Genomic DNA, 25,684 nt, shown 5'->3' with positions numbered 1-25,684 from the left:
GGCAGACGTCGTCGGATGTCGGCCCCCCGTTGCCCCCGCCGCTCAATGCGCTAGTGTTCCAGCCCATCCTTACGGCGACGCTGAAAAGGCGTCGCGGCCCGGGCGAGACCACATGCAGCTGACCATCGAACGTTCCGCGCTCTTGAAAGCCCTCGGGCACGTTCAGAGCGTGGTCGAGCGCCGCAACACCATTCCGATCCTGTCGAACGTGCTGCTGAGCGCCGGGCGCGACCGCCTGTCGTTCGCCGCCACGGATCTCGACATGGAGATGGTGGACGAGGCCGAGGCCCAGGTGAACGTCGAGGGCCAGATCACGGCCTCGGCCCACACCCTGTACGAAATCGTCAAGAAGCTGCCGGACGGCGCCGAGGTCTCGCTGACCTATTCGGGCGATGATCCGCGTCTGGTCATCTCGGCGGGCCGGTCCAAGTTCAACCTGCCGGTGCTGCCGGCCGGCGACTTCCCCATCATGTCGACGGAATCCTCGGGCGCGCGTTATTCCATGCCTAAGGCCGATCTGGCGCGGCTGATCGACAAGACCCGCTTCGCCGTCTCGACCGAAGAGACCCGCTACTATCTGAACGGCCTCTACCTGCATACGGTGGCCGAGGGCGGCGTGCCGCTGCTGCGCGCCGTGGCCACCGACGGCCACCGTCTGGCCCTGGCTGAGACCCCGGCGCCCGAAGGGGCTGCGGGCGGTCCCGGCGTCATCGTGCCGCGCAAGACCGTCGATCAGGTCCGCCGTCTGCTCGACGACGGCAATGGTCCGGTTGAGGTCCAGGTCTCGGCCCAGAAGATCCGCTTCGAGTTCGGTCACGCCAGCCTGACCTCCAAGGTCATCGACGGCGCCTTCCCCGACTATCTGCGCGTGATCCCCAAGGGCAACGACAAGCAGGCCGATATCGACAACACCCTGTTCTCCAAGGCGGTCGACCGCGTGGCCACCATCTCGGCGGAAAAGAGCCGCTCGGTGAAGCTGGCCTTCGACAACGACCGGGTGAAGCTGACCGTTCGCAACATGGAAGCCGGTCAGGCCGAGGAAGAAGTCGAGATCGGCTATTCCGAAGAGCCGTTCGAAATCGGCTTCAACGCCCGCTATCTGCTGGACGTCGCCGGCCAGATCACCGGCGAAACCGCCCACTTCAAATTCGCCGACCCGGCCAGCCCGACCCTGGTGCTCGATCCTGCCGATCCGGGCGTGCAGTACGTGTTGATGCCGCTGCGGGTGTAAGCGCCGCAGAAAAAGTGAGCGCCGGGCCGGGAGGTTGGATGTATTTCTACACCTACATCCTGGCTGGTCGTCGCAACGGCGTCCTCTATACCGGATCGACTGACGACCTGCTGAAGCGGGTCGTCGAGCATCGCGAGAAGCTACGTGGCGGGTTCACGGCCGGGTATGGGGTTTCGCGCCGGGTCTGGTTTGAATGCCGCGGGACGCGCGACGAGGCTTTTCGCCGTGAGCGCCAGATCAAGGAATGGCGGCGGGCGTGGAAGCTCGACCTGATCGAGCGGATGAATCCGGGTTGGGACGATCTGCTTCCGACATTGCTGTGAAGGTGTGGGTTGAACCAAATTCTCCGCTCATCCCGGCGGACGCCGGGATCCAGTCCTTTGGCTGCAAGCGCGGCGTGTCCGGCTCTCACTGGACCCCGGCGTCCGCCGGGGTGAGCGGGTTTCTTAGGGGGCGTTTAGCTTCCAAATCGGTGTATCTGCTGACCGACGCATGATCACCTCCCTCGCCCTCACCGACTTCCGTTCCTATGCGAGCGCCAGCCTGCCGGTTTCCGGCGGGGCCGTGGTGCTGCATGGGCCGAACGGGGCGGGCAAGACCAATCTGCTGGAGGCGATCAGCCTGCTGACCCCCGGCAAGGGTTTGCGCGGGGCGACGGCGCAGGAGATGGGGCGGCGCGAGCCGGGCGAGGCTGTGGGGCGGGCCTGGGCCGTCATGGTCACGCTGCATGAAGACGGCGAAGAGGTGCGTCTGGGCACCGGGGTGCAGACGCCGGGGGCGGCGCGGCGCATCGTTCGCATCGACGGCGAGACGGCCCCGCCGGGGCGGCTGCTGGATCACCTGCGTCCGGTCTGGGCCACGCCCGAGCAGGACCGGCTGTTTTCCGACGCGCGGGCGGCGCGGCTGCGGTTCTTTGACCGGCTGGTGTTTGCGGCTGACCCTGATCATGCGGCGACGGTTTCGGCCTATGAAAAGGCGTTGAGGGAGCGGTTGCGGCTGCTGACCGACGGGGCGGAAGGCAAGCCCGCTGATCCTCTGTGGCTGGACGCGCTGGAGGCGCGGCTGTCCGAGGCCGGGGCGCGGGCGGCGACGGCGCGGACGCGGGCTCTGGTCGCGCTGCAAGCCGGCATCGACGCGCGCGGCGACCGGCCCTTTCCCCAGGCCGATCTGGGTCTGACCGGCGCGGCCGAAGAAATGGCGGCGGCGGGGGCGGACGAGGCCGACGTGGTCGGCATGCTGGGCGAGGGCTTTGTGCGGGCGCGAGGGCGCGACGCCGCCGCCGGGCGCTCGCTGTTCGGGCCGCACCGCTCGGACCTGACGGCCATCCACCGCGAAAAGAACCGGCCCGCCGCGGAGGGGTCGTCGGGCGAGCAGAAGGCCCTGGTGCTCAACCTGATCCTGGCCCAGGTCGGGCGACTGGCGGGCCAGAAGGCGCAGCCGGTCCTGCTGCTGGACGAGGCTCCGGCCCACCTCGACGAGGTGCGGCGGGCGGCCCTGTTCGACGAGATCGAGGCCCTGGAGCTTCAGGCCTTCATGACCGGCACCGAGCGCAGCCTGTTCGCCGCGCTGGAGGGGCGGGCGCAGTTCGTGAGCGTGGAGGGTGGGGCGCTTTTCTCGCCTTCTCCCCTTGTGGGAGAAGGTGGCTCGCGCAGCGAGACGGATGAGGGGTGACGGCGGCGTGCTTGGCCGTTTGTCTCGGCTGTTTCGCCTGTCCTGAAACCTCGCCCTGAGACCCCTCATCCGAGCGCCTTCGGCGCCCACCTTCTCCCACAAGGGGAGAAGGGTTGAGAGGTGGCTTTTCCCGTCGAATTTCCTATATGTTATCGTCATCGGGGCGCGTTGAATTGCGACCTGATGCGGGCGGCTGAAAGGTCGTCTTTTCCCTGTCCGTCCGCGGACCCTGAGCCGACGTTTTCATGACCGACCAGACTGACGCCTCGCCGGAATACGGCGCTGATTCCATCAAGGTTCTCAAAGGCCTGGACGCCGTGCGCAAGCGCCCCGGCATGTATATCGGCGACACCGACGACGGCTCGGGCCTGCACCACATGGTCTATGAGGTGGTCGACAACGCCATCGACGAGGCCCTGGCCGGTCACGCCGACCTGGTTCAGGTCATCCTGAACGAGGACGGCAGCGTCACGGTCACCGATAATGGGCGCGGCATTCCCACCGGCATCCACGAGGGCGAAGGCGTCTCGGCGGCCGAGGTCATCATGACCCAGTTGCACGCCGGCGGAAAGTTCGACCAGAACTCCTACAAGGTCTCGGGCGGTCTGCACGGCGTGGGCGTGTCCGTGGTCAACGCCCTGTCGGACTATCTGGAACTGGTCATCTATCGCGACGGCAAGAAGCACCACATGCGCTTCGAGCGCGGCGATACGGTCAAGTCGCTGGAGGTCGTCGGCGACGCCCCGATCCGCACCGAGGGAGAGAAGGCCGGTCAGCCGCTGAGCGGCACCGAGGTCACCTTCTACCCTTCGGTCACCACCTTCAGCCACATCGACTTCGACCTGAAGACGCTGGAGCATCGCCTGCGCGAGCTGGCCTTCCTGAACTCGGGCGTGGTCATCAAACTGTCGGACCATCGCGGCGCCGAGCCGGTCGAGATCCTGCTGCACTATGAGGGCGGCGTCGAAGCCTTCGTGCGCCACCTCGACAAGTCCAAGACCCCGATCCTGAAGGACGTCATTGTCATTCGCGGCCAGAAGGAAGGCATCGAGCTGGACCTGGCCCTATGGTGGAACGACAGCTACCACGAGACCATGCTGTGCTTCACCAACAACATCCCGCAGCGGGATGGGGGCACCCACCTGTCGGCCTTCCGCGCCAGCCTGACCCGCGTCATGGGCGCCTATATCGAGAGCTCGGGCCTGGCCAAGAAGGAGAAGGTCGCGCCGACCGGCGAGGACGCCCGCGAAGGCCTGACCTGCGTTCTGTCGGTCAAGGTGCCGGACCCCAAGTTCAGCTCGCAGACCAAGGACAAGCTGGTCTCGTCCGAGGTGCGCCCCGCGGTGGAAAGCCTCTGCTCCGAGGGCCTGTCGCAATGGTTCGAGGAACACCCGGTCGAAGCCAAGCTGGTTGTTTCGAAGATCATCGAAGCCGCCTCGGCGCGTGAAGCCGCCCGCAAGGCGCGCGACCTGACGCGGCGCAAGTCGGCGCTGGAGATCAGCAGCTTGCCGGGCAAGCTGGCCGACTGTCAGGAACGCGACCCGGCCAAGTCAGAACTCTTCATCGTCGAGGGCGATTCCGCCGGCGGCTCGGCCAAGCAGGCGCGCAACCGCGAAAACCAGGCCGTCCTGCCCCTGCGCGGCAAGATCCTGAACGTCGAGCGCGCGCGCTTTGACCGGATGCTGTCGTCGGAGCTGATCGGCACGCTGATTTTGGCGCTGGGCACCGGCATCGGCCGCGACGACTTCAACGCCGACAAGCTGCGCTATCACAAGATCATCCTGATGGCCGACGCCGACGTCGACGGCGCCCACATCCGCACCCTGCTGCTGACCTTCTTCTATCGTCAGATGCCGGAGCTGATCGAACGCGGCCACGTCTATATCGCCCAGCCGCCGCTCTATAAGGTCTCCAAGGGCAAGCAGAGCCGCTACCTGAAGGATCAGACGGAGATGGACTCCTATCTGATCGAGGAGGGCTGTTCGGAGGCTGAGCTGGACCTGGCCGGCGGCGAGCGCCGCATGGGGCTGGACCTGCAGACCCTGGTCCGCGAGGCCAAGGCCTTCAAGGGTCTGGTCGACCGTCTGTCGCAGCGCGCCCCCGCCTTCGCCATCGAGCAGAGCGCCCTGGCCGGCCTGTTCACCGAGAATGGCGGCGAGCTGGAAAGCCGCGCGGGCAGCGCCGCCGAGCGCCTGAACCTCTATGCCGAAGAAGGCGACGGTCCGTGGTCGGGCGCACGCGCCGAACAGGGCGGGGTCCTTTTCAGCCGTGTCCGCCGCGCCGTCACCGAAACCATCGTGCTGGACGAGCAACTGGGCCGCTCGCTGGACGCGCGGCGTCTGGCCGAACGCGCGAGCGCCTTCGACGGCCTGTTCGACAAGCCTGCCGTCTATCGCCGCAAGGACAAGGCTACGACCGTTCGCGGTCCGCTGGACCTGCTGAACGCCGTGCTGGACGCGGGCAAGAAGGGCCTGGCCATCCAGCGCTACAAGGGTCTGGGCGAGATGAACCCGGAACAACTGTGGGAGACGACGCTGGACGTCAACGCCCGCACCCTGCTGCAGGTCAAGGTCGATCACGCCGACGACGCCGACGACCTGTTCGCCAAGCTGATGGGCGATGTGGTCGAGCCGCGCCGCGAGTTCATCCAGGAAAACGCCCTGGACGCCGCCGTCGACGTCTGACGACGCGACCGCCTCCTGATAAGAAGAAGCCAAAGGGCCAGCGCAAGCTGGCCCTTCTGGCATCTGTCGCGTCCTGATGTTTGCTGAGGTTCGAAACGCGGCCCGATGTCGAAACTGACGGCGGCTCTGGCGCGCCCAATCAGGGCGAAGGGCGGCGTTAATCCCCTACATACCCTTGGCGTTTAAACGGCAATGGAGGTCGGGGGACCTATCCAAAATGTGTCAGAATGCGCGCCGTCCGTTCATCCCATCCCGCCGTCATGGTCGCCGTGACGGTCGTCGTGATCATCGCCACGCTCTTGCCGGCGGCGCAGGCCGCGTCTCGCCCCGCCAATCCCTTTGAGGTCGCGGCGGTCTTCCCCCCATGGTGGAGCCGTCAGCGCATGGAGGCGGCCGTAGGTGATGCTGGGGCGATCAGCACCTATGGCGGCGTCGGCGCCATCGCCGTCGTCCATGGCGGAAACGATCTGCCGCAGAGGCTCAGGCGCGCCGGCGCCTGGCTGATCCTCGATCCTCAAGCCGCATTGTTCTGCGGCGCTGTTTCTTTCTGAAATCGTGCATCATGTTCCAAGCTGATAACCTGCAAAGCCAGCAGCGCGCGGGGGGGATGGTCGTCCTGGCCATCGCCTGGCTTTTGGTGCTGGCCACCGGCGCCGTATCCTTGGCCTCGGCCTCGAGCCTGACCGCGACCCTGGCGCCGGCCGTTGTTCTGGGCCTGGTCCAGACCCTGCTCTGGAAAGCCAGCGGCGAGCGTGACATCGGGCGCATCCTCTCGGGGGTTCTGCTCATGGCGCAGATGTCCCTTCTGGTCGCCTCGGCGCGGGGACATGCCTGGCAGACCGACCTGCACATGGCCTATTTCGCCCTGCTGGCCGTGCTGATCATCTTCTGCGACTGGCGGGTGATCCTGGCGGCGACCGCGACCGTCGCCGTCCACCATCTCGCCTTTTCCTATCTGCTTCCTGAAATGGTCTTCCCCGGCTCCGCCAGTCTGGGCCGGGTGGTCCTGCACGCCGGGGTGCTGCTGGTCGAGGCCGCGGTGCTGATCTGGGTCGCCGCCAGTGTGGTGAGAATGTTCGACGCTTCCGACAAGGCGCAACGCGAGTCCGAGATCATCATCGCCGAGGCCCTGGCCGCCAACGAGGCCGCTGCGGCGGCCCGGCGCGAGGTGGACGAGGAACGGCGGCGCGCGTCGGAGCGCGACCGCGAAATCCGCGCTGCCCAGGCCCTTGTGGTCGATGAGACCGGCCGCGCCCTCGCCGCCCTGGCCCAGGGGGATCTGACCCACAGGATCGCGGCGGCCTTCCCCGAGGACTATGGCCGCCTGAAAGACGACTTCAACGCGGCGATGGGCGAGCTTCAGGCGGCGATGCTCAGCCTCGGCGCTGGCGCGGCCTCCATCTGGGAAGGCGCCGGCCAGATCGCCACGGCGGCGGGCGCGCTGGCGCAGCGCACCGAGCGCCAGGCCGCCAGTCTGGAGGAGACGGCGGCGGCCCTGGATCAGGTCACGGCCACGGTCCGGCAATCCGCCGAAGGCGCCGATCAGGCGGGGTTGGTCGTCCGCGCCGCGCGCGATGGCGCTGAACGCAGCGGCGAAGTCGTGTCGCGGGCTATCGTGGCCATGGGCGAGATCGAACAATCGTCGGCTCAAATCAGTCAGATCATCGGCGTGATCGACGAGATCGCCTTCCAGACCAATCTGCTGGCGCTGAATGCGGGGGTCGAGGCGGCGCGCGCGGGCGACGCGGGGCGCGGCTTCGCCGTGGTGGCGGCCGAGGTTCGGGCTCTGGCTCAACGGTCGGCCGAGGCGGCCAAGGAGATCAAGATCCTGATCTCGGCCTCAAGCCGTCAGGTCACGGACGGGGTTGGCCTGGTCGGGCAGACGGGGGACGCGCTCGCCGGTTTCGCCGCGCAGGTGCTGGAGATCAACGCGCTGATGGGCGGGATCACCGCCTCGGCGCGAGAGCAGGCGGCGGCGCTGGCTCAGATCAATGACAGCATCAATCAGATCGATCAGATGACGCAGCAGAACGCCGCCATGGCGGGTGAATCCACGACCGCCAGCCAAGCCCTGAACCAGGAGGCCCGCGACCTGAGTCAACTCGTAGGACAATTCCGGGTGACCGGCGCCGGAGCAGCCGTTTCTGCACCCGTCTCCCAGCCGCCCTCCAAAGCGGCGTAGCGGGGTCGGACCTACTGGTCTTCGTCGAACTTGCGGGCGACCAGGTCGCTGAGGGCTTCGATGGCTTCGGCCGCATCGGGGCCCTCGGCTTCGATATCGACGCCGCAACCGATGCCGGCGCCCAGCATCAGCAGGCCCATGATCGACCGGGCGTCCACGGTGACGCCGTCGCGGGTGACCCGGATCTCGGACTCGAAGCTGGAGGCCAGTTTGACGAACTTGGCCGAGGCGCGGGCGTGCAGGCCGCGCTGGTTGCAGATGCCGACGGTGACCTGGATCGGTCCCTGAACGGTCCCTTGGTGCATGGGAGTGTCGGTCATTTCTCGCCCGCCAGAACCCACGACGCCACCGAGATGTATTTTCGCCCGGCGTCCTGAGCGTGGGCGACGCATGTCTCCAGCGTCTCGCGACCGCGCACGCTGGCCAGCTTGATCAGCATGGGCAGGTTCAGCCCGGCGATGACCTCGGCGTGGGTCTGCTCCATCACGGAAATGGCCAGGTTGGAGGGCGTGCCGCCGAACATGTCGGTCAGCAGGATGACGCCGTCCCCGTCGTTGACGGCGGCGGCGGCGTCGACGATGTCGCGGCGGCGCCGCTCCATGTCGTCTTCGGGCCCGATGCAGATGGCGGCCACGCCCCGTTGAGGGCCGACCACGTGCTCCATCGCCGCCAGGAATTCGGAGGCCAGGCCCCCGTGGGTGACGATCACCAGCCCGATCATGAAGGCTTCACCAAGACAATACGCCCCGCGCTTCTGCTCTCAGCGAACGCCCCTTGGGCGCCGGACTGATCTGCAAGCCGGCCTTCATAGGCCAATCACGCGCCGGTTCAAAGAGCGGCCAGCGCGGTTGCGACCACCTGACCCGCCGAAGCCGGGCGCGGGTCCAGCCGCAGCTGTGGAATTGAGATCCCGTCCCAGGTCCAGGCAGCGGCCTCCGGTAGGCGTTCTATGGCCTCGTGGGTGCAGGCGACGGCCAGCATGATCCGTGTCAGCGGCCACAGGGGCGCGGCGACAATGCCCAGGCCGCGCACCTCGATCTTGCCCGTAATCGTTGCAGGCGCGGCGGCGTAAAGGGCCCCGCCGGAGGCCCAGACATGGGTCCAGTCATCGGCGATCAACCGCCAGCCCTGACCGATCAGCTTCAGGGCCAGATCGCTCTTGCCGACCCCGGACGGACCTTGGATCAGCACGCCGCGCCAGCCGGCGGGCGTGTGGCGGGCCACGGCGGTGGCGTGCAGGGGCTGCATGGCGGCGGTCATGGGCGTCGTCCAGCCAGGGGCAGAAGGACTTCGAATCGGGCGCCGACGACGTTTCCGTGCTCGTCGATGCGGTTCTCGGCGTGGACCCGACCGCCATGGGCGTCGATGATCTGACGCACGATGGACAGGCCCAGGCCCGAGTTGGCGCCGAAGGCCGTGCCCTTGGGCCGCGAGGTGTAGAAGCGCTCGAACACGGTCTCGAGGTTTTCCGCCGGGATGCCGGGGCCATCGTCTTCGACGCGGATGCGCAGGGGCAGGTCGGCGCGGCTGTCGTCGCGTTCCAGACGGACGCGGACCTCGCCGTCCGCAGGGCTGAAGGAGCGGGCGTTGTCGATCAGGTTACGGAACACCTGGCCCAGCGGGATGTCGCGGCCCAGCACCCGCGCGGATTCGGCGGTCGAGGCGAAGCGGACCACCGCCTCGCCGGGCTTCTGGCCGCCCTCATAAACGGCGACGATGTCGCCCAGCAGCTCGTTGAGGTCGATCAGGCGTGGCCGGTCGCGCGACAATTCCGCGTCCAGACGCGAGGCGTTGGAGATGTCGGTGATCAGCCGGTCCAGACGCCGCACGTCCTGTTGCAGCAGATTGGTCAGCCGCGCCCTCTGCTCGTCGGTCTTGACCAGGGGCAGGGTCTCCAGCGCCGAGCGGATTGAGGTCAGGGGGTTCTTGATCTCGTGGCTGACGTCGGCGGCGAAACGTTCGATTGCGTCCATGCGCGTCGACAGGGTGTCCGTCATGGATTCCAGGGCGCGGGCCAGGTCGCCGATCTCGTCCTTGCGGTCCTCCAGGTCGGGGAGGGAGATGGCGCGGGCGCGTTGCAGACGCACCTGATCCGCCGCCGCCGACAGGCGCATCACGGGGCGGGCCACGAACAGGTGCAGCACCAGGGCCGACAGCAGGTTCACCGCCAGGGCCACCAGGGCGAAGGGGGTCAGGGCGCGGCGCTGCGCGGCCAGGGTTTCGTCGACGTCGCCGGCTTCCAGCGTCAGCACGCCCAGGACCTGCTGGACGTGGCGCACGGGCAGGGAGACCGAGACCACCCGGTCCCCGTTCTCGTTGCGGCGGATGTCGGCCTGGGGCTCGCCTTGCAGGGCGCGATCGACCTCGGCGGACAGTTCGGCGTTGGCGCGTTTCACCCGGCTCGTTTCGCGGGGCGAGGGGTCGGTGGGGGCGAGGGCGGTTCCGGCGGGGTTGGCCGGGGGCAGGGCCTGGCCGGGGATGGCGTCGGTGACGGCGAAGCTGTCCGAGACCAGCAGGCCGTCCTGATCATAGAGACGGGCGCGCTGGCCTTCGGGGATGAAGTTGTCGCGCAGCCACAGCCCCGCCGCGCCGGGGTCGAGCATGGGATAGGGCTCGCCCTGGGTGATGCCCAGTTCGCCCAGCACATTGGCCAGAAGCTTAGCCTGGACCGACAGGGATTCCTGACGCGCCTCGATCAGGCCGCGTTGCCATTCGTTCAGGGCCAGAGCCCCGCCGAACAGGATCAGCAGGCTGAGCAGATTGAGGGCGAGAATGAACCCGCCGAGGCGCGACCCGCCGAAGCGGAACCGGCGCCGCGTCGGGCCGTCCTCGATCTCAGCTTTCGCGGTAGCGGTAACCGACGCCATACAGGGTCTCGATCGCGTCGAACTCGGGATCGACCACCCGGAACTTCTTTCGCATCCGTTTGACGTGGCTGTCGATGGTGCGGTCGTCGACATAGACCTGATCGTCGTAGGCGGCGTCCATCAGGCTGTCGCGGCTCTTCACGAAGCCGGGGCGCTGGGCCAGGGCCTGAAGCAGCAGGAACTCGGTGACGGTCAGCTTGACCGGCTTGCCTTCCCAGGTGCTCTCGTGGCGGGCCGGGTCCATAGACAGCTTGCCGCGCTTGATGGCCTTGCCGGCGGCTTCGGCGGCGGTTTCGACCTCGCCGCCGTCGGCGCCGGTGCGGCGCAGCAGGGCCTTGACCCGCTCGATCAGCAGACGCTGGCTGAAGGGCTTGTGGATATAGTCGTCGGCGCCGAGGTTGAAGCCGAGGATCTCGTCGATCTCCTCGTCCTTGGATGTCAGCATGATGACCGGAATCTGCGAGGTCTGACGCAGGCGGCGCAGCACCTCCATGCCGTCCATGCGCGGCATCTTCACGTCCAGGATCGCCAGATCCGGGGGCGTGGTCTCCAGCGCCTCGAGACCCGAAGCGCCGTCATGATAGGCCGTGACCTTGTGGCCGTGGCTTTCCAGAGCCAGGGACACGGAGGCGACGATGTTCTCGTCGTCGTCGACCAGAGTGATGTTGGCCAAGGGCTTCTCCTGAGTGCGGGCGGCGGCAGTCGTTCGATCATCCGTCGCGTGTTGATGGCTCAACGCGCGACAAGCGTAACCGTTCTATCCCATCGGGGTGACATTACGGCCACAGCAAATGGTTCGCCAGAGCCTGTCTTTCAACCTTGGCCGGGAAATGGCGAAACCTCGCCTTAAAGCCTGATGGATCAGGGTGGCGGGCTGATACCCTCGAAAGACGCCATGGCCGGTCCGGTTCACTACGAAATCTACATCCGCAAGACGCCGCCGGCGTCCTGGTCGCTGTCGATGGCGACCGAGGACCGCAAGACCGCGGTCGAAACGGCCGAGGACCTGCTACGCGACGGCCAGGCCTGCGCCGTGCGCGTGACCAAGGAGACGCTGGACCCTGACACCATGGAGTTCGCCAGCGTCATCGTTTTGACGCGCGGCGCGCCGGAGATGAAGCACAAGCCCAAGGTCCGCGACGACCGGGTGGGGCCGGGCTGCCGCGGGATTCAGGACCTTTATACGCCCCATGCCCGCGACCTGCTCGGCCGGGTGCTGGAGGACTGGTTGACCCGCCAGGGCGCGACCGCCTTCGAGCTGCTGCACCGCCCCGATCTGGCCGAGCGGCTGGAGGCCTCGGGCGTCGAGCTGCAGCACGCGGTCCAGAAGGTCGCGGTGCCGGAAAGCCAGAACACCGGCCAGCCGGTGCATGACCTGGTGCGCCACTATCAGAAGCTGGCCGAACAGGCGATCGAGCGCCTGCTGCAGGCCGGGCGTCGCAACCAGTTCCCCGGACTGGCGGAACGCTCGGTCGCGGACGTGGCGCACCGGCTGAGCGGGTCGCCGGACCGGGCCTTCATCATGGGCGGGGTGGTCGCCGGGGCGCTGAAGGGCGTCAAGGGCGCCCGCGCCCGACTGGATCGGCTGATGGACCTTTGCGACCGCGCGCCGCCCGAGGGGCCGCCGCGGGCCCTGGTCTTCGTGCCGGTGGAGCAACTGCTGTGCGAACTGTTCGGGTCGCGCGCCAGCCTGGCCCAGATCGTCGGCCCGGCCCTGGACCAGGGCTCCAGCCTGGCGGCGGTGGTGCGGATGGTGGCCCCGCGCGAGATCGCCGCCCTGATCGCGCGCGATCCGAAGCTGGCCGTGCTGGTCCCGCCGGTCGAAGGCGGCCCGGCGCGTCTGGGCGAGCGGCTGGCGGCGGGCGAGTTCCCGCTGCTGTCGGCCTCGCTGGCGCGGATGGTGGTGCGCGAACTGATGAGCCAGCGGCGACTGCGGCCCGGCGACGCCGAGGGCGAGATCGACATCCTGCGCGCCCTGGCCATGACCCTGACCGCCACGGCCGGGCGGCTGCTGACGCTGGAGGAGGTGCAGACCGCCTTCAGCGAAAGGTCGAAAAGCCTGGTCACCGCCGACTTCGTCGCCGCCTATGTGCGCGGCTGTCCCACGGCGCTGCGGGAGGCCGAGCGGCTGGCGCGGCTGTGCGAGAACGTCACCGGCGGGGCCAACAAGCGGTCAGCGGCGCGGTGGCTGGACGCCTGCGTCACCTCGCTGCGCTTCGAGACAGAGATGCGGACCCTAAGCCAGACGACGGGCCAGAAGCTGATGGCGCTGAGCGCCCTGCAGCGCGCGGTCGCCAAGGCGGCCCTGTCGGACCGGGACCGCGACGCCATCGTCACGGCCCTGGGCGTCGTCGGCGGTTCGGTCGAGGCCGACGCCAAATTGACGGCCCAGATCGCCCGCGCGCCGGTCCCGGCGTTGCAAAAGCTGGCGGCCTTGCTGCGTCTGGCGGCGGGGGAGACGGGGCCGACCGGCCCTGTGGCCGACCGGGCCAAGGCCGAGGCGGTCAAGCTGTTCCGCGCGCCCGAACTGCGCGCCGCCCTAGGCGCGGCGCCGGAGGCGGTGCAGACCCTGCGGCCCCTGATGCAGGCGGTCGGCCTCGCGGCGTGAGTTTGGCCGCCCAAGCCGCGGCGCCGATCAGTCGAAGATGTCGAAGATGTCCATCCGCTTTTTCTTTTTGTAGTAGCCGCCGTCGCGGTGACGGTCGTCGTCCTTGTAGCGCGGCGGCTCGCGATAACCCTGAGGCTGGCCGCCGCCCCATGGCTGCTGATGGGGCTGCTGATGGGGCTGCTGCTGGATCGGCTGCTGATAGGTGGGCTGCGGCGCGGCTTGAGGGGCGGTGGCGCGGCCCTCTTCGGCGGCGCTCGCCATCAGCTTTTCCAGTTCGCCGCGATCCAGCCAGACGCCACGGCAGGTCGGGCACATGTCGAACTGGACGCCGTTGCGGTCCAGCGTCTGCATGGCCGCGTTGTCGTTGGGGCACATCAATAGGGGCATCGGAATCCTCAAGTGTCGAAAGATGCGGTCCGACATCGCGCCGCTTTCGCCGCGCCAGAGGGGCCCGTCCCGCTGAGGATGAAGCTAGGGATGCCCCGTCGGTCTCACAACGTGCGCAGACGCCGCAGGCTAGCAGTTCTGCCCGGCGGCCCAGCCCGACGACCAGGCCCACTGGAAATTATAGCCGCCCAGCCAGCCGGTGACATCGACCACCTCGCCGATGAAGAAGAGGCCGGGGACAGTCTTGGCCTCCATCGTCTGCTGGTCGAGAGCGGCGGTGTCGACCCCGCCCAGGGTCACTTCGGCGGTGCGATAGCCTTCCGAGCCGACCGGCTTGACGGTCCAGGCGTTGACCGCCTGATCCAGGGCCCGCAGCTTCTTGTCGCCGACCTCGGCCAGCTTGCCGGCCAGGCCCTCGCGGGCGCAAATGACCTCGGCCAGACGGCGCGGGATGATGTGGCCCAGGGCCGTATGCACCGCCTGCTTGCCGTTTTCGGTCTTGGCCGCCAGCATCCGGGCGGAGACGTCTTCGCTCGGCGCCATGTTGACGGTGATGGCTTCGCCCTCGCGCCAGTAGGAGCTGATCTGGAGGATCGACGGGCCGGATAGGCCCCGGTGCGTGAACAGCATGGCTTCGGTAAAGGAGACGTCCTTGAGCCGCTCGCCTTTCGGGTTGGTGGGGGTCGTCTTGACGACGGCGTCGACGGCCACGCCCGCCAGCGGGACCAGCTGCTCCAGCAGGGTCGGCTCGAAGGTCAGGGGGACGAGCGCTGGCCGCGTCTCGGTCAGCCGCAGGTCGAACTGGCGCGCGACGTCGTAGCCCCAGCCGGTCGCGCCCATCTTGGGGATGGACTTGCCGCCGGTGGCCACCACCAGCGAGGCCGCCGAGACGCGGGTTCCGTCGTCCAGCGCGACTTCGAACCGGTCGCCGCTGCGGGCGATGGAGGTGACGCCGAGGCCCAGCGACAGGGTCACGCCCGCCGCCTTCATCTCGTCCGTCAGCATGCGGATGATCTGTTTGGCGCTGTCGTCGCAAAACAGCTGGCCCAGGGTCTTTTCGTGCCAGGCGATGCCATGGCGCTCGACCATCTTGAGGAAGTCGTGCTGGGTGAACCGCTTCAGCGCCGACAGGGCGAAGCGCGGGTTCTCGCTCAGGAAATTCGCCCCGCTGGTCCCCAGATTGGTGAAGTTGCAGCGTCCCCCGCCCGAGATGCGGATCTTCTCGCCCGGCGCGCGGGCGTGGTCGATGACGCGCACGCGGCGACCGCGCTTGCCCGCCTCGATGGCGCACATCATGCCGGCCGCGCCGGCGCCGACGATCAGGACGTCGAGATCTGAAGACTTCATCGTCCCGCCCTAGCAGGCGCGGGCGTGGGATGCGACCTTGGAAGCCCCTGCTAGAGACCTTGGGCGCTGTCGTGGATGTCGGGAGGGGGTGAGGCTCATGCTGCCGGAAACCAAAGCCCGTCGTCTGGAAAAGGGGAGGGGGCGTGGCCGCCCCCTCCCGCCCCATCAGAAGCTGTAGTCCAGCTGGACCCAGGTCTGACGGCCGTAGATGTCGTACCAGCCGATCGAATAGTTCGGCCAGCCGCCGGTGCGGTCCTCGGGATAGCGGTCGGCGATGTTGTTCATGATCACCGAGACCGAGGCCTTGTCGTTGACGCGATAGCGAACGCTGGCGTTGAACACGGCGTAGGGATCGCGTTCCGAGGCATAGTCATTGGTCGGAATGGTCCCGTAGCGGACGCCGTAGAGGGTGGTCGTCCACGGTCCCGCCTCCCAGGTGACGCTGCCCGACATGCGGTCGCGCCAGTCCGACTGACGCGACAGGTCGCGCAGATAGTCGAAGGTCGGATCGCCCTCGAACTGCTGGTATTCGTGTTCCAGCACCTTGGTGTAGGTCAGGCTGCCGCTCAGCCGTCCGTAACGCTCGAAGTCGTGGCGGGCGTTGACGGTGGCGTCGAAGCCGCGCGTCGTCTCGCTGGCCGCGTTGATCGGGTTGACCGTGATGCGCGTGACCTGGTTCGGGTTGATCGCCGCGCTGGCCGGATTGCGCGCCACCCGCCCGACGTAGTTCAGGCAAAGGGCCGAGGTCGGATCGACCGTGCCGCCGCTGGGCGTGCGGCCGATGCGGCAGTCCGCCTCTGTGCGCAGGATGATGTCCTCGCTCAGCGACGTCACCTGCTGGCTGATCTCCAGATCATAATAGTCGAACTGGATGTCGAAGGCCTTGCTGGGCGTCCAGACGAAGCCGGCGGTGAAGGACTTGCCCTTCTCCGGCTGCAACTCGGCGTTGCCGCCGCGCGTGAAGTCCATGTTGTACTGGATGTCGCAGCTGGAATAGTCCTGCCCCTCCAGACGGCACTGATAATAGTCCGTCACGCCGGGATAGTAGCCGCGCGTCTCCGTGGCGAAGATGTAGTTCATGTCCGGGGCGCGGAAGCTAGTCGAGTAGCTGGAGCGCAGCATCAGGCTGGGGATCGGACGGTACTGCAGGCCCAGGCTGTAGGTCGGGCTGTCCACCGACTCGCCGCGGTATTCGTAGCGGTCATAACGACCGGCGACGGTGGCGGTCAGCTGCTCCAGGATCGGCACGCGCAGTTCCAGACCTGCGGCCTGACGCTTGCGGTCGCCGCCCGAGGGCTGCGACCCCGCGACGTTCCAGGCGACGCCGTTGTTGAGGCGCGCGTCGGGCTGGTTCCTGTAGCCCTGCTCGCCGATCTCGACCACGGCGGCGGCCTGCAAAGCCCCTGCCGGAAGCTGCCACAGATCGCCGTCGACCGAGAGGGTGAAGTCCTGCAGCCAGGAGGTGTTGTGGTCGGTGAAGCGGTCGGCCACGGCGCCGAACTCGCCCGGCGTCAGGGGCGTGTAGAGGCGATTGGCGGCGGGGGCGTAGACCGGCTGGGTCGTGCCGGCCACGTCGCGCACGCCCTGCCGGGCGCCCAGGAACAGGTCGTCGATCCTGGTCAGCAGGCGCACACGGCTCTGGTCGCTGACGTATTCCGAGCGGTTGAAGGCGGCTTCATAGCGCCAGTCGCCAATGTGGCCGCGCACGCCCAGGACCGCGTTCCAGTTCTCCTCGTCGTAGCGGTTGCCGACGCCGAAGGCGCCGCCGGTCTCCTCGGGCGTCAGCACCCGGTTCCAGGTCTCCAGCCGCCCAGCCGTGTCGTTCCAGAAGGTCTTGTTCCAGCTCAGCGAGCGCACGACGTTGTCGACCTGGGTCTTGCCGTACAGGAACTCGCCGAACACCTCGGTGTCGTCGTTCAGGTGATAGGTCAGGCCCAGATAGGCGTTGCCCGACTCCTTCTGCGTCTGAATCGTGCGGGTGCTGTAGAAGGCGTCGCTGCCGCAATAGGAGCCGCCGCTGGCCGCGACCACGCGCTCGACCGTGCCGCCCTGCAAGCCGCCCAGGCCCTCGCACAGGCCGGCGGGCGGATCATAATAGGCGCGGGTGATCGGGTTGCGGTTCGAGAACAGGGCCGGCGGAACCGCGCCCGGCTCGGCGTAGCGGGTGTAGGATTGGCTGATCTCCCGGTCGCCCCAGAAGATGGCGTCGCGCTGGCTGTATTCCAGGCTGCCGACCACATCCAGACGGTCCCAGCTGCGACCGCCCGACAACTGGGCGCGCCAGTTTTCGCCGCCGCCCTGTTCGGTGCCGCCATAGCGCAGCGAGGCGTCGAAGCCATCGGTCTTCTGCTTCAGCTTGATGTTGACCACCCCGGCGATGGCGTCCGAACCATAGATGGCGCCGGCGCCCCCTGTCAGGACCTCGATCCGGTCGACCACGGCGTTGGGCAGGTTGGCCAGGTTCACCGCATTGACTGAGCCGTTGTAGGCCGACGGATACTCCGCCACCCGCCGCCCATTCAGCAGCACCAGGGTGTGATTGGGGCCGAGGCCGCGCAGGGAGATGACGTTGGCCGCCGGGGTGAAGGTGGCGCCGAAGTCCTCGCCCTGGACCGAGCCGGTGTTCTGGGTCGCCTGGCTCAGGGCGTCGAAGACGCTGCGGAAGCCGCGCGTGTCGATGGCCTCGCCGGTCAGGACCGAGACGGGGGCGACGCCCTCCAGATCGACGCGGCGGATGCGCGAGCCGGTGACGACGATCTCATCCACCGTGGCGACGGCTTCGGGCTCGGGGGTCTCCGGCTGGATGGCGGCGGATTTGGCGAAGGCGGGGGCGGCCGCCGTCAGGGCGATGGCGGCGACCGACAGTCGCAGCAGACTCTTTTTCACAACTGAACCTTGTTCTTGGAGTGATGTTCCAATGAGTCAAGGTTTAGGCGAAATTTTCACCCCGAACAGCCATGATCGCTGCGCGTTTCTTTTAGAAGTTTGCAGCGATCAGAGAGAAACGCTCAACGCTGATCAGTGCGCCTGGTCCCAGTTGGCGGCGGCCTTGGCCTCGACCACCAGAGGCACGCTGAGGGCCACGGCGGGGTCGGCGGCGCCTTCCATGATCTTGCGCACCACGACCAGGGCGCGCTCGGCCTCGGCCTCGGGGGCCTCGAAGATCAGTTCGTCGTGGACCTGCAGCAGCATGCGGGTCTTCAGCCCGGCCTCGGCCAGGGCGGCGGGCATGCGGATCATGGCGCGGCGGATGATGTCGGCGGCGGCGCCCTGGATCGGGGCGTTGATGGCGGCGCGCTCGCCGAACTGACGCTCGGCGCCCGACTTGGAATGGATGGCCGGAATGTGGATGCGGCGACCGAAGACGGTGGTGACGAAGCCGTGCTCCTTCACGAAGGTCTTGGTCTTGTCCATGTAGGCGCGGATGCCGGGGAAGCGCTCGAAATAGGTCTTGATGTAGGCCGCCGCCTCGCCCTGATCGATGCCCAGCTGGGCGGCCAGACCGAAGGCCGAGATGCCGTAGACGATGCCGAAATTGATGGCCTTGGCGCGACGGCGGGTCTCGCTGGGCATGCCCTCGACCGGCACGCCGAACATCTCGGACGCCGTGGCGGCGTGAATGTCGAGGCCCGCCTTGAAGGCGCGCTTCAGCTCGGGGATGTCGCCGATATGGGCCAGCAGCCGCAGCTCGATCTGGCTGTAGTCGGCGCTGATCAACACATGGCCCGGCGAGGCGATGAAGGCCTGACGGATCAGGCGGCCGGTCTCGGTGCGGATCGGGATGTTCTGCAGGTTGGGATCGCTGGAGGCCAGACGCCCCGTCGTCGCCGCCGCCAGCTGATAGGAGGTATGCACCCGGTGCGTCGTCGGGTCCGAGGCCGCGACCAGGGCATCGGTATAGGTGCCCTTCAGCTTCGACAGCTGACGCCAGTCGAGGATGGCGCGCGGCAGGTCGTGGGTCAGGGCCAGTTCTTCCAGCACGCTGGCCTCGGTGCCCCACTGGCCGCTGGCGGTCTTCTTCCCGCCGGGCAGGTTCATCTCGCCAAATAGAATTTCGCCGATCTGGCGCGGACTGCCGACGTTGAAGGGACGGCCCGCCAACTTGTGCGCCTGCTCCTCCAGCTCGGCCATGCGCTGGCCGAAGGTCGAGGACAGCGAGCGCAGACGGTCGGGATCGACCCTCACCCCGTTCAGTTCCATGTCGGCCAGAACGGCAGGCATGCCGCGCTCCAGCGTCTCATAGACGGTGGTCAGGCGCTCGGTCGCCAGACGCGGCTTCAGCAGCCTGTAGAGCCGCAGGGTCACGTCCGCGTCCTCGGCGGCGTAGCAGGTCGCCGGCTTCAGCTCGACGTGCTTGAAGCTCTTCTGGCTCTTGCCTGTGCCCGCCACGCTCTTGAACGGGATGGTCTCGTGGCCGAGGTGCAGGCGCGCCAAGTCGTCCATGCCGTGGCCGTGCAGCCCGCCTTCGAGGACGTAGCTGATCAGCATGGTGTCTTCGATCGGGGACACGCGGATGCCGCGCCGGGCCATGACGGCGAGGTCGTATTTGATGTTCTGGCCGACCTTCAGCACCGCCGGGTCTTCCAGCAGGGTCTTGAGCCGTTCCAGCGCGGTGGGCTTGTCGATCTGGGTCAGCGGCTCGCGAACCTCGCCCTGGGCTGGTTCCAGACCGAAGTCGAAGCCGCCGCTCAACGAGGCGTCGCCGCTCGGCTCATGGTCGTGGGTCAGTGGAATATAGCAGGCCTCGTTCGGGCCGACTGCAATGGAGACGCCGCACAGGCCCGCATGGGTGGCCGACAGGGCGTCGGTCTCGGTGTCGAAGCCGATGACCCCGGCGGCGCGGGCGCGGGCGATCCAGCGGTCCAGATCCTCCAGCGTCTGCACGCACTCATACTTGTCGCGGTCGAAGTCGTGGACCTGATCCGGCGTCGCGACCTCGGTCTGACCATAGCGCGGCGTGGCGACCGGGGCCGAGGGCTGACGCGCAAAGGCCGAGCCCTCCTTTTGCGGCGCCTTGCCGTCGCCGACGCGGCGCAGCAGCGAGCGGAACTCCATCCGCTCCAGAAACTCGGACAGCACCGCGGGGTCGGGATCGCGGATCAGGAAGTCGTCGACGGGCTCGGGCGCCGGGGCGTCGCAGGTCAGCCTGACCAGCTCGCGCGACAGGCGGATCTGATCGGCGAAGGCGATCAGGGTCTCGCGGCGCTTGGGCTGCTTGATCTCGCCCGCGCGGGCCAGCAGGGTGTCGAGGTCGCCGTATTCGTGGATCAGCTGGGCCGCCGTCTTGGGCCCGATACCGGGGGCGCCGGGAACGTTGTCGACGCTGTCGCCGATCAGGGCCTGGACCTCGACCACCTTGTCGGGGGTGACGCCGAACTTCTCGAACACGGCCTCTTCGTCCAGCCGTTTGTCCTTCATCGGGTCGTACATGACGACGCCGTCGCCGATCAGCTGCATCAGGTCCTTGTCGGAGCTGACGATCACCGCCTCGCCGCCCATGTCGCGGACCTTGCAGGCATAGGTGGCGATCAGGTCGTCGGCCTCATAGCCGGCCAGTTCGACGCCGTGGACGCCGAAGGCGGCCGTCGCCTCACGCACCAGGGGGAACTGCGGCACCAGATCCTCGGGCGCCGGCGGACGGTGGGCCTTGTATTGATCGTAGAGGGTGTTGCGGAAGGTCTTTTCCGAGTGGTCGAAGACGGCGACCAGATGGGTCGGGCCGTCCTCACCCTTCATGTCGCGGATCAGCTTCCACAACATGTTGCAGTAGCCCTGCACCGCGCCGACGGGCAGGCCGTCCGACTTTCGGGTGAGGGGCGGCAGGGCGTGATAGGCGCGGAAGATATAGGCCGAGGCGTCGATCAGCCACAGCCGGGGCGGCGGTCCGTCCTGGCTCAGGGGGCGGGCGGCGGATTCGATGGGCGCGTCGGTCATGGCGCGAACATAGGGGGCACGAGGCCCCCCGTCATCCGGCCATGTGATTGATTACGGCTGCCAGCCGCCCGGCGTCTCGGGAACGACGTCGTCGCCCTCGACGACGATCTCGCCGCGGGTCTGGCGGACCTCGGCCCAGGCGGCGCGCAACAGCTCGGTCACGCCCTCGCCGGACACGCCCGACACCAGGAAGGGCGTCTTGCCCGAGGCTTCCTTCAGGGCGGCGACCTTTTCCTCGCGCTCCTCGGGCGACAGGGCGTCGACCTTGTTCAGCGCCAGCAGTTCGACCTTGTCGGCCAGGCCTTCGCCGTAGGCGTCCAGCTCGCCGCGAATGATGCGGTAGGCCTCAGCCACGTCTTCCTGCGTGCCGTCGATCAGGTGGATCAGGCTGGCCGAACGCTCGACGTGACCCAGGAAGCGGGTGCCCAGGCCTGCGCCCTCGTGCGCGCCCTCGATCAGGCCGGGGATGTCGGCGATGACGAAGCGTTCGGACGGGCTCAGGTCCACCACGCCGAGGTTGGGCGTGAGGGTGGTGAAGGGATAGTCCGCCACCTTGGGCTTGGCCGCCGAAACCGCCGCCAGGAAGGTCGACTTGCCGGCGTTGGGCAGGCCGCCCAGACCGATGTCGGCGATCAGCTTCAAGCGCAGCCAGACCCAGCGCTCCTGGAACTCCTGGCCGGGGTTGGCGTAGGCGGGCGCCTGATTGGTCGGGCCCTTGAAGCGGGTGTTGCCCCAGCCGCCGTTGCCGCCGCTCAACAGCTTCACCTTCTGACCTGGCTTGTCCATGTCGAGCAGGACGGTTTCCTTGTCCTCGTCCAGCACCTGGGTGCCGACCGGAACGCGCAGGACCACGTCGTCGCCCTTGCCGCCGTGCATCTGGCGGCCCTGGCCGTGATGGCCGGTCTGGGCCTTGAAATGCTGCTGGTAGCGATAGTCGATCAGGGTGTTCAGGCCTTCGACCGCCTCGACCCAGACGTCGCCGCCCTTGCCGCCGTCGCCGCCGTCAGGTCCGCCGTTGGGAATGAACTTTTCACGTCGGAACGAGACGGCGCCGGCGCCGCCGGCGCCCGAGCGAATGTAGATCTTGGCCTGGTCGAGGAACTTCATGAGCGCCTTATGACCGAAGAGAGCGGCGATTTACAGGCCGCCCCTCCATCAACGCGTTTCAAAGGCGAAGCTGAAGGTGCGATGGCCGTTGGTGGTCGCTTCTGCTCGGGCCGTGCGCATGGCGCGCAGGGCTTCGATGCCGAAGCCGTAGCCGACGGGAGCTTCCGCCACGATGACGCAATTCGTCGGCGTGCCGGCCGCGAAGTCGCAGCGAAGCGTGGCGCTGCCGCTTACATTGGCCTGAAGCGCCTTGCCGGGCATCTCGAGGCCGGGGGATCGGGTCCAGCGGATCGGCGCTACTTCTGCTGGCGGAGGAGCGGGCGTCGCAGGGACCCCGACCTCTTGTGCGGCCAGGGCTGCCATGAACGCGATCAGAAGCATCTGGAATCCTGTCGAAGCCAACCTGGCGGACGGTCAGGGATTCGCCGGTTCAGCGCAAGCGGCCTCTTATCCGCGCGCCCAGACGCCGAAGGGGTCGCTCCATGGCAGACCCAGGGCCTCGGCGACGGCGGGATAGGTGATCTCGCCCTTCAGCACGTTCAGGCCGCGCGCCAGATGCGGGTCCTGCTTCAGGGCCGCCAGACCCTTGTCCGCCAGGGCCAGGCCGAAGGGCAGGGTGGCGTTGGTCAGGGCCTCGGAACTGGTGCGCGGCGCGGCGCCGGGCATGTTGGCGACGCAGTAGTGGACCACGCCGTCGACGACATAGGTGGGGTCTTCGTGGGTGGTCGGTCGGGAGGTTTCGAAGCAGCCGCCCTGATCGATGGCCACGTCGATCAGGACGCTGCCGGGCTTCATGGATTTCAGCTGATCGCGGCGGACCAGGGTGGGAGCCTCGGCGCCGGGGACCAGGACCGCCCCGATCACCACGTCGGCCTTGACCAGTTCCTCCTCGATGGCCCCGATGGAGGAATAGCGGGTGATGACCCGGCCGCCGGTCAATTCGTCGATCTCGCGCATCCGGGGGATGGACCGTTCCAGCACGACCACCTCGGCGCCCAGGCCCATGGCCATGCGCGCGGCGTTCAGCCCCACGACCCCGCCGCCCAACACCAGCACCCGCGCAGGGGCCACGCCCGGCACGCCGCAGAACAGCAGCCCCATGCCGCCGTTGTGCTTCAACAGGGTCTCGGCGGCGGAGAAGACGGCGATGCGCCCGGCCACCTCCGACATGGGCGCCAGCAGTGGCAGGCCGCCGTTCCTGTCGGTCACCGTCTCATAGGCGATGGCGGCGCATTTGGAGGCCAGCAGGCCCTTGGTCTGCTCGGGATCGGGGGCCAGGTGCAGATAGGTGAAGAGGATGTGGTCTTCGCGCAGCCGCGCCCATTCGACGGGTTGCGGTTCCTTGACCTTCACGATCATGTCGCTGTCGTTGAAGACGGTTTCGGCGTCGGCGACGATGGTGGCGCCCGCCTTGACGTAGTCGGCGTCGGTAAAGCCCGCGCCCAGCCCGGCGCCGGTCTCGATGCGGATCTCATGGCCGTGGGCGATATATTCGCGCGCGGCGGTCGGGGTCAGGCCCACGCGATGTTCGTTGGTCTTGATTTCGCGCGGTACGCCGACACGCATGGGTCTGGTTCCTGATCCGTCCGCGCTGTGGCGGGTGCGGCGACGCTAAACCGGCGCCGGGGATGCCGCTAGACGAAACTGATGAAATCCGGACATAAAAAACCCTCGCAGCCCGGTGGGCGGCGAGGGTTCGGCATGGTTCTAGTTCTTGACGTCCTTGGCGGCGTCTTCAACAGCCCGGCCGGCGGCCTGGGTGTCCTTGCCGGCGCCGGCGACGGTGTTGCAGGCGGCGGTGGTCAGAAGGGCGGCGGCGGCGGCGAGTACGAACAGTTTGCGCATGGTCAGTTCCTGTAAAGGGTGGGCGCAGGCGGCGCCCTCGACCTATCAACGCCACGGTAGGCGGGGGGTTCCTGCCAAGCTGTCGCGGGTCAGGCCCGGGAATGGGGCGTGGAATGGCCGGCCGGGGAGGCTTCGGGCGTCGGGAAGGTCAGGCGGGCGATGGAGCCGCCGCCGGGCGCTTCGATCATTTCGGCCTGACCGCGCAACTGTTTGGCGAAGGCCCCCATCAGCGTGCGGCCCACGCCGGCGGTGTCGCGGTCGGCCATGCCGGGGCCGTCGTCCTGGACCTCAAGGACGCTCGTGTCGCCCATGACCTTGAAGCGGACCCTGAGGTCGCCGCCGCGCGCGGCGAAGGCGTGCTTCTGGGCGTTGGAAACAGCCTCGACCAGCCACAGGGCCACGGGGGCCAGCCGGTCCGGGTCGATGATGATGGCGTCGGCCTCGACCGAACTGGTCACCAGGGGGCCGCGCATGGCCTCGCCCGCGATCAGCTGTCCCACCAGTTCGGTCAGGAAGGTGCGCGAGTCCGCCTCGCGGATGTCCTCGCTCTGGTAGAGGGTGCGGTAGATCAGGGCCAGGGCCGTGATCCGCTGGCGCGTGTCGCCCAGGGCCGAGCGCGCAGCCGGGTCCGTCACCGCCCTCTGCTGCATCGACAGCAGGGACGAGATGATCTGCAGATTGTTCTTCACCCGGTGGTGGATCTCGCGCATCAGCGCGTCCTTCTCGTCCAGCGAGTCGAGCAGGGCCTTGTCGCGGGTCGTGATGCTGTCTCCGAGCGCGCCCAGGGTGCGGGCCAGGGAGCGGATCTCGGCGGGGGCGTGTTCGGCCTGGACCGGGCGCACCGAGAACCGTCCGCGCGCATAGATGGCGGCCACCCGCTCCAGATAGACCAGCCAGCGGATGACGATCCGTTCCGACAGCAGCATGACCGCCAGGAAGGCGACCAGCCAGGCGGCGAGCGGGAGGAGGAAGGAGCCGATCGGGTTCAGCCGCGCCCAGGACAGCAGACCGGACGCCGGGGCCGACAGCAGGACGTAGAGGTCGCGTCCGGCCAGGGCGGTGCCGGCATAGACGTGCTTTCGCCCCTCCGCGTCGCGGGCCTCGAACAAGGCACCCTGGCCTTGTCGCGCCTCCCTGACCCAGGTCGAATTCGAGCCGTCGATGGCGAAGGCGGTGGGATCGGTGGAGATCAGGATGCGACCGTCGGCGTCGGTCAGCGCCGACTGGGCGCCGGACGGCAGGGCGGGATCGTGAATGTCGGGCTGCAGGGCGGCCAAGGGGATCACGGCTGCGATCGCACCCTGGAACGCGCCCAGGGGGCGTTCGGAACGGACGGCGACGATCAGCGAGCCGGGCGCACCGGGGGCGCGCGCCATGACCACGTCCTCACCGTTCTTCAGGCGTTGATACCAGTCCTGGGTGCGAACATCGCTGGGGACGGCCATGCCGGCCGAGGCGTCGTCGCTGGGCCGCGAGGCGCAGACCGGCTCGCCCGTGGCGCTGTAGCGTTGCAGCGCCGACAGGGAGTCCAGCCGCGACACCAGAGCCGTCAGCCGAGGCTCGCAATAGAAGCCTGCGCCTTCAGGCGCCAGCGCCTGTAGCAGGACGACGGCGCCTTCGATCCGGGCCTTGGCGTCGGCGGCGCTGCGTTCGGCGGCCAGTTGCAGATCGACGCGGCGATCCTCGGTCTGGCGATGGAACTCGGCCTGGGTCTGGATGGCGCTGAGGGCGAGGATGGGCAGCAGGGCCGCCGCCATGGCCATCCCCATCCGGAAGCGGATGCCTTGTACGCTCGGGCGGCCGAGCTTGCGCGCCCATGGG

Annotated in this window: 21 protein-coding genes; 7 read left to right on the top strand and 14 right to left on the bottom strand. The window is 68.1% G+C overall.

The window, feature by feature from the left end; genetic code table 11:
* The first annotated feature begins 112 nt into the window (after nucleotides 1–112).
* The 6 genes from dnaN (at nucleotide 113) to HNP51_RS02650 (ending at nucleotide 7,768) form a co-directional block, all read left to right on the top strand.
* The gene (gene dnaN / locus HNP51_RS02675; protein ID WP_184266798.1) at nucleotides 113–1,231 is read left to right on the top strand and encodes a DNA polymerase III subunit beta; all 1,119 of its coding nucleotides are present in this window, start codon (nucleotides 113–115) and stop codon (nucleotides 1,229–1,231) included.
* A 38-nt stretch (nucleotides 1,232–1,269) separates the two neighbouring features.
* A complete protein-coding gene (locus tag HNP51_RS02670) occupies nucleotides 1,270–1,554 on the top strand; it encodes a GIY-YIG nuclease family protein (RefSeq protein ID WP_184266796.1) in 285 nt (94 codons plus the stop codon).
* Nucleotides 1,555–1,723: 169 nt separating this feature from the next.
* Nucleotides 1,724–2,902: a DNA replication/repair protein RecF gene (gene recF, locus HNP51_RS02665; protein ID WP_184266794.1), complete on the top strand. Its 1,179-nt coding sequence runs from the start codon at nucleotides 1,724–1,726 to the stop codon at nucleotides 2,900–2,902.
* Between the two features lie 245 nt (nucleotides 2,903–3,147).
* Entirely contained in the window at nucleotides 3,148–5,586 is a 2,439-nt protein-coding gene (gene gyrB / locus HNP51_RS02660; RefSeq protein WP_184266792.1) for a DNA topoisomerase (ATP-hydrolyzing) subunit B, read from the top strand.
* Between the two features lie 227 nt (nucleotides 5,587–5,813).
* Nucleotides 5,814–6,137 carry a hypothetical protein gene (locus HNP51_RS02655; RefSeq protein ID WP_184266790.1) on the top strand — a complete coding sequence of 108 codons (324 nt, stop codon included), beginning with the start codon at nucleotides 5,814–5,816 and terminating at the stop codon, nucleotides 6,135–6,137.
* An 11-nt stretch (nucleotides 6,138–6,148) separates the two neighbouring features.
* Nucleotides 6,149–7,768 carry a methyl-accepting chemotaxis protein gene (locus HNP51_RS02650; protein ID WP_184266788.1) on the top strand — a complete coding sequence of 540 codons (1,620 nt, stop codon included), beginning with the start codon at nucleotides 6,149–6,151 and terminating at the stop codon, nucleotides 7,766–7,768.
* A gap of 11 nt (nucleotides 7,769–7,779) precedes the next feature.
* Here the strand turns inward: HNP51_RS02650 and HNP51_RS02645 are convergent, their stop codons facing one another.
* The 5 genes from HNP51_RS02645 to HNP51_RS02625 form a co-directional block, all read right to left on the bottom strand.
* Nucleotides 7,780–8,088, bottom strand: a complete 309-nt coding sequence (locus HNP51_RS02645) for an HPr family phosphocarrier protein (protein WP_260398289.1) — start codon at nucleotides 8,086–8,088, stop codon at nucleotides 7,780–7,782.
* Entirely contained in the window at nucleotides 8,085–8,489 is a 405-nt protein-coding gene (locus HNP51_RS02640; protein WP_184266786.1) for a PTS sugar transporter subunit IIA, read from the bottom strand. The genes HNP51_RS02645 and HNP51_RS02640 overlap by 4 nt, the downstream gene beginning before the upstream one ends.
* Nucleotides 8,490–8,596: 107 nt before the next feature.
* Nucleotides 8,597–9,028, bottom strand: a complete 432-nt coding sequence (locus HNP51_RS02635; protein WP_184266784.1) for an HPr kinase/phosphorylase — start codon at nucleotides 9,026–9,028, stop codon at nucleotides 8,597–8,599.
* A complete protein-coding gene (locus HNP51_RS02630) occupies nucleotides 9,025–10,635 on the bottom strand; it encodes a stimulus-sensing domain-containing protein (RefSeq protein WP_184266782.1) in 1,611 nt (536 codons plus the stop codon). The genes HNP51_RS02635 and HNP51_RS02630 overlap by 4 nt, the downstream gene beginning before the upstream one ends.
* On the bottom strand, nucleotides 10,604–11,308 hold the full coding sequence (locus HNP51_RS02625) for a response regulator transcription factor (RefSeq protein WP_114818485.1): 705 nt from the start codon (nucleotides 11,306–11,308) through the stop codon (nucleotides 10,604–10,606). The genes HNP51_RS02630 and HNP51_RS02625 overlap by 32 nt, the downstream gene beginning before the upstream one ends.
* A gap of 222 nt (nucleotides 11,309–11,530) precedes the next feature.
* Between HNP51_RS02625 and HNP51_RS02620 the strand changes: the two genes are divergently transcribed.
* Nucleotides 11,531–13,243 (top strand): hypothetical protein, encoded by a 1,713-nt coding sequence (locus HNP51_RS02620; RefSeq protein WP_184266780.1) that lies wholly within the window; start codon nucleotides 11,531–11,533, stop codon nucleotides 13,241–13,243.
* Between the two features lie 27 nt (nucleotides 13,244–13,270).
* Here the strand turns inward: HNP51_RS02620 and HNP51_RS02615 are convergent, their stop codons facing one another.
* From HNP51_RS02615 to HNP51_RS02575, 9 genes are all read right to left on the bottom strand, one after another.
* Nucleotides 13,271–13,630 (bottom strand): zf-TFIIB domain-containing protein, encoded by a 360-nt coding sequence (locus HNP51_RS02615; RefSeq protein WP_184266778.1) that lies wholly within the window; start codon nucleotides 13,628–13,630, stop codon nucleotides 13,271–13,273.
* Between the two features lie 129 nt (nucleotides 13,631–13,759).
* The gene (locus tag HNP51_RS02610; protein WP_184266776.1) at nucleotides 13,760–14,977 is read right to left on the bottom strand and encodes an NAD(P)/FAD-dependent oxidoreductase; all 1,218 of its coding nucleotides are present in this window, start codon (nucleotides 14,975–14,977) and stop codon (nucleotides 13,760–13,762) included.
* 165 nt (nucleotides 14,978–15,142) lie between these two features.
* Entirely contained in the window at nucleotides 15,143–17,863 is a 2,721-nt protein-coding gene (locus HNP51_RS02605; RefSeq protein WP_221415697.1) for a TonB-dependent receptor domain-containing protein, read from the bottom strand.
* 132 nt (nucleotides 17,864–17,995) lie between these two features.
* Complete coding sequence (gene polA, locus HNP51_RS02600; RefSeq protein WP_184266774.1) at nucleotides 17,996–20,911, bottom strand: DNA polymerase I; 2,916 nt, start codon at nucleotides 20,909–20,911, stop codon at nucleotides 17,996–17,998.
* A 51-nt stretch (nucleotides 20,912–20,962) separates the two neighbouring features.
* On the bottom strand, nucleotides 20,963–22,018 hold the full coding sequence (gene obgE, locus HNP51_RS02595; protein ID WP_184266772.1) for a GTPase ObgE: 1,056 nt from the start codon (nucleotides 22,016–22,018) through the stop codon (nucleotides 20,963–20,965).
* A 48-nt stretch (nucleotides 22,019–22,066) separates the two neighbouring features.
* Nucleotides 22,067–22,399 carry a hypothetical protein gene (locus HNP51_RS02590; protein WP_184266770.1) on the bottom strand — a complete coding sequence of 111 codons (333 nt, stop codon included), beginning with the start codon at nucleotides 22,397–22,399 and terminating at the stop codon, nucleotides 22,067–22,069.
* 66 nt (nucleotides 22,400–22,465) lie between these two features.
* Nucleotides 22,466–23,584, bottom strand: a complete 1,119-nt coding sequence (gene ald / locus HNP51_RS02585) for an alanine dehydrogenase (RefSeq protein ID WP_184266768.1) — start codon at nucleotides 23,582–23,584, stop codon at nucleotides 22,466–22,468.
* Between the two features lie 141 nt (nucleotides 23,585–23,725).
* On the bottom strand, nucleotides 23,726–23,863 hold the full coding sequence (locus tag HNP51_RS02580) for an entericidin A/B family lipoprotein (protein ID WP_178827108.1): 138 nt from the start codon (nucleotides 23,861–23,863) through the stop codon (nucleotides 23,726–23,728).
* An 89-nt stretch (nucleotides 23,864–23,952) separates the two neighbouring features.
* Entirely contained in the window at nucleotides 23,953–25,620 is a 1,668-nt protein-coding gene (locus tag HNP51_RS02575; RefSeq protein WP_311769890.1) for a sensor histidine kinase, read from the bottom strand.
* Nucleotides 25,621–25,684: the final 64 nt, after the last annotated feature.

Origin of the sequence: Brevundimonas bullata (assembly GCF_014207965.1) — a bacterium.
Classification (GTDB): Bacteria; Pseudomonadota; Alphaproteobacteria; order Caulobacterales; family Caulobacteraceae; genus Brevundimonas; species Brevundimonas bullata_A.
The sequence above is the reverse complement of the archived record's forward strand: the minus strand, read 5'-3'. Positions and strand labels throughout refer to the sequence as shown.

Bases quoted from the DNA above. Each gene is read 5' to 3' on its own strand.
- HNP51_RS02640 (WP_184266786.1), bottom strand. From the start codon at position 8,489: ATGATCGGGCTGGTGATCGTCACCCACGGGGGCCTGGCCTCCGAATTC.
- HNP51_RS02670 (WP_184266796.1), top strand. From the start codon at position 1,270: ATGTATTTCTACACCTACATCCTGGCTGGTCGTCGCAACGGCGTCCTC.
- polA (WP_184266774.1), bottom strand. From the start codon at position 20,911: ATGACCGACGCGCCCATCGAATCCGCCGCCCGCCCCCTGAGCCAGGAC.
- dnaN (WP_184266798.1), top strand. From the start codon at position 113: ATGCAGCTGACCATCGAACGTTCCGCGCTCTTGAAAGCCCTCGGGCAC.
- HNP51_RS02645 (WP_260398289.1), bottom strand. From the start codon at position 8,088: ATGACCGACACTCCCATGCACCAAGGGACCGTTCAGGGACCGATCCAG.
- HNP51_RS02655 (WP_184266790.1), top strand. From the start codon at position 5,814: ATGCGCGCCGTCCGTTCATCCCATCCCGCCGTCATGGTCGCCGTGACG.
- HNP51_RS02630 (WP_184266782.1), bottom strand. From the start codon at position 10,635: ATGGCGTCGGTTACCGCTACCGCGAAAGCTGAGATCGAGGACGGCCCG.
- HNP51_RS02620 (WP_184266780.1), top strand. From the start codon at position 11,531: ATGGCCGGTCCGGTTCACTACGAAATCTACATCCGCAAGACGCCGCCG.
- HNP51_RS02650 (WP_184266788.1), top strand. From the start codon at position 6,149: ATGTTCCAAGCTGATAACCTGCAAAGCCAGCAGCGCGCGGGGGGGATG.
- HNP51_RS02580 (WP_178827108.1), bottom strand. From the start codon at position 23,863: ATGCGCAAACTGTTCGTACTCGCCGCCGCCGCCGCCCTTCTGACCACC.
- HNP51_RS02635 (WP_184266784.1), bottom strand. From the start codon at position 9,028: ATGACCGCCGCCATGCAGCCCCTGCACGCCACCGCCGTGGCCCGCCAC.
- recF (WP_184266794.1), top strand. From the start codon at position 1,724: ATGATCACCTCCCTCGCCCTCACCGACTTCCGTTCCTATGCGAGCGCC.
- ald (WP_184266768.1), bottom strand. From the start codon at position 23,584: ATGCGTGTCGGCGTACCGCGCGAAATCAAGACCAACGAACATCGCGTG.
- HNP51_RS02615 (WP_184266778.1), bottom strand. From the start codon at position 13,630: ATGCCCCTATTGATGTGCCCCAACGACAACGCGGCCATGCAGACGCTG.
- HNP51_RS02575 (WP_311769890.1), bottom strand. From the start codon at position 25,620: ATGGCGGCGGCCCTGCTGCCCATCCTCGCCCTCAGCGCCATCCAGACC.
- obgE (WP_184266772.1), bottom strand. From the start codon at position 22,018: ATGAAGTTCCTCGACCAGGCCAAGATCTACATTCGCTCGGGCGCCGGC.
- gyrB (WP_184266792.1), top strand. From the start codon at position 3,148: ATGACCGACCAGACTGACGCCTCGCCGGAATACGGCGCTGATTCCATC.
- HNP51_RS02590 (WP_184266770.1), bottom strand. From the start codon at position 22,399: ATGCTTCTGATCGCGTTCATGGCAGCCCTGGCCGCACAAGAGGTCGGG.
- HNP51_RS02610 (WP_184266776.1), bottom strand. From the start codon at position 14,977: ATGAAGTCTTCAGATCTCGACGTCCTGATCGTCGGCGCCGGCGCGGCC.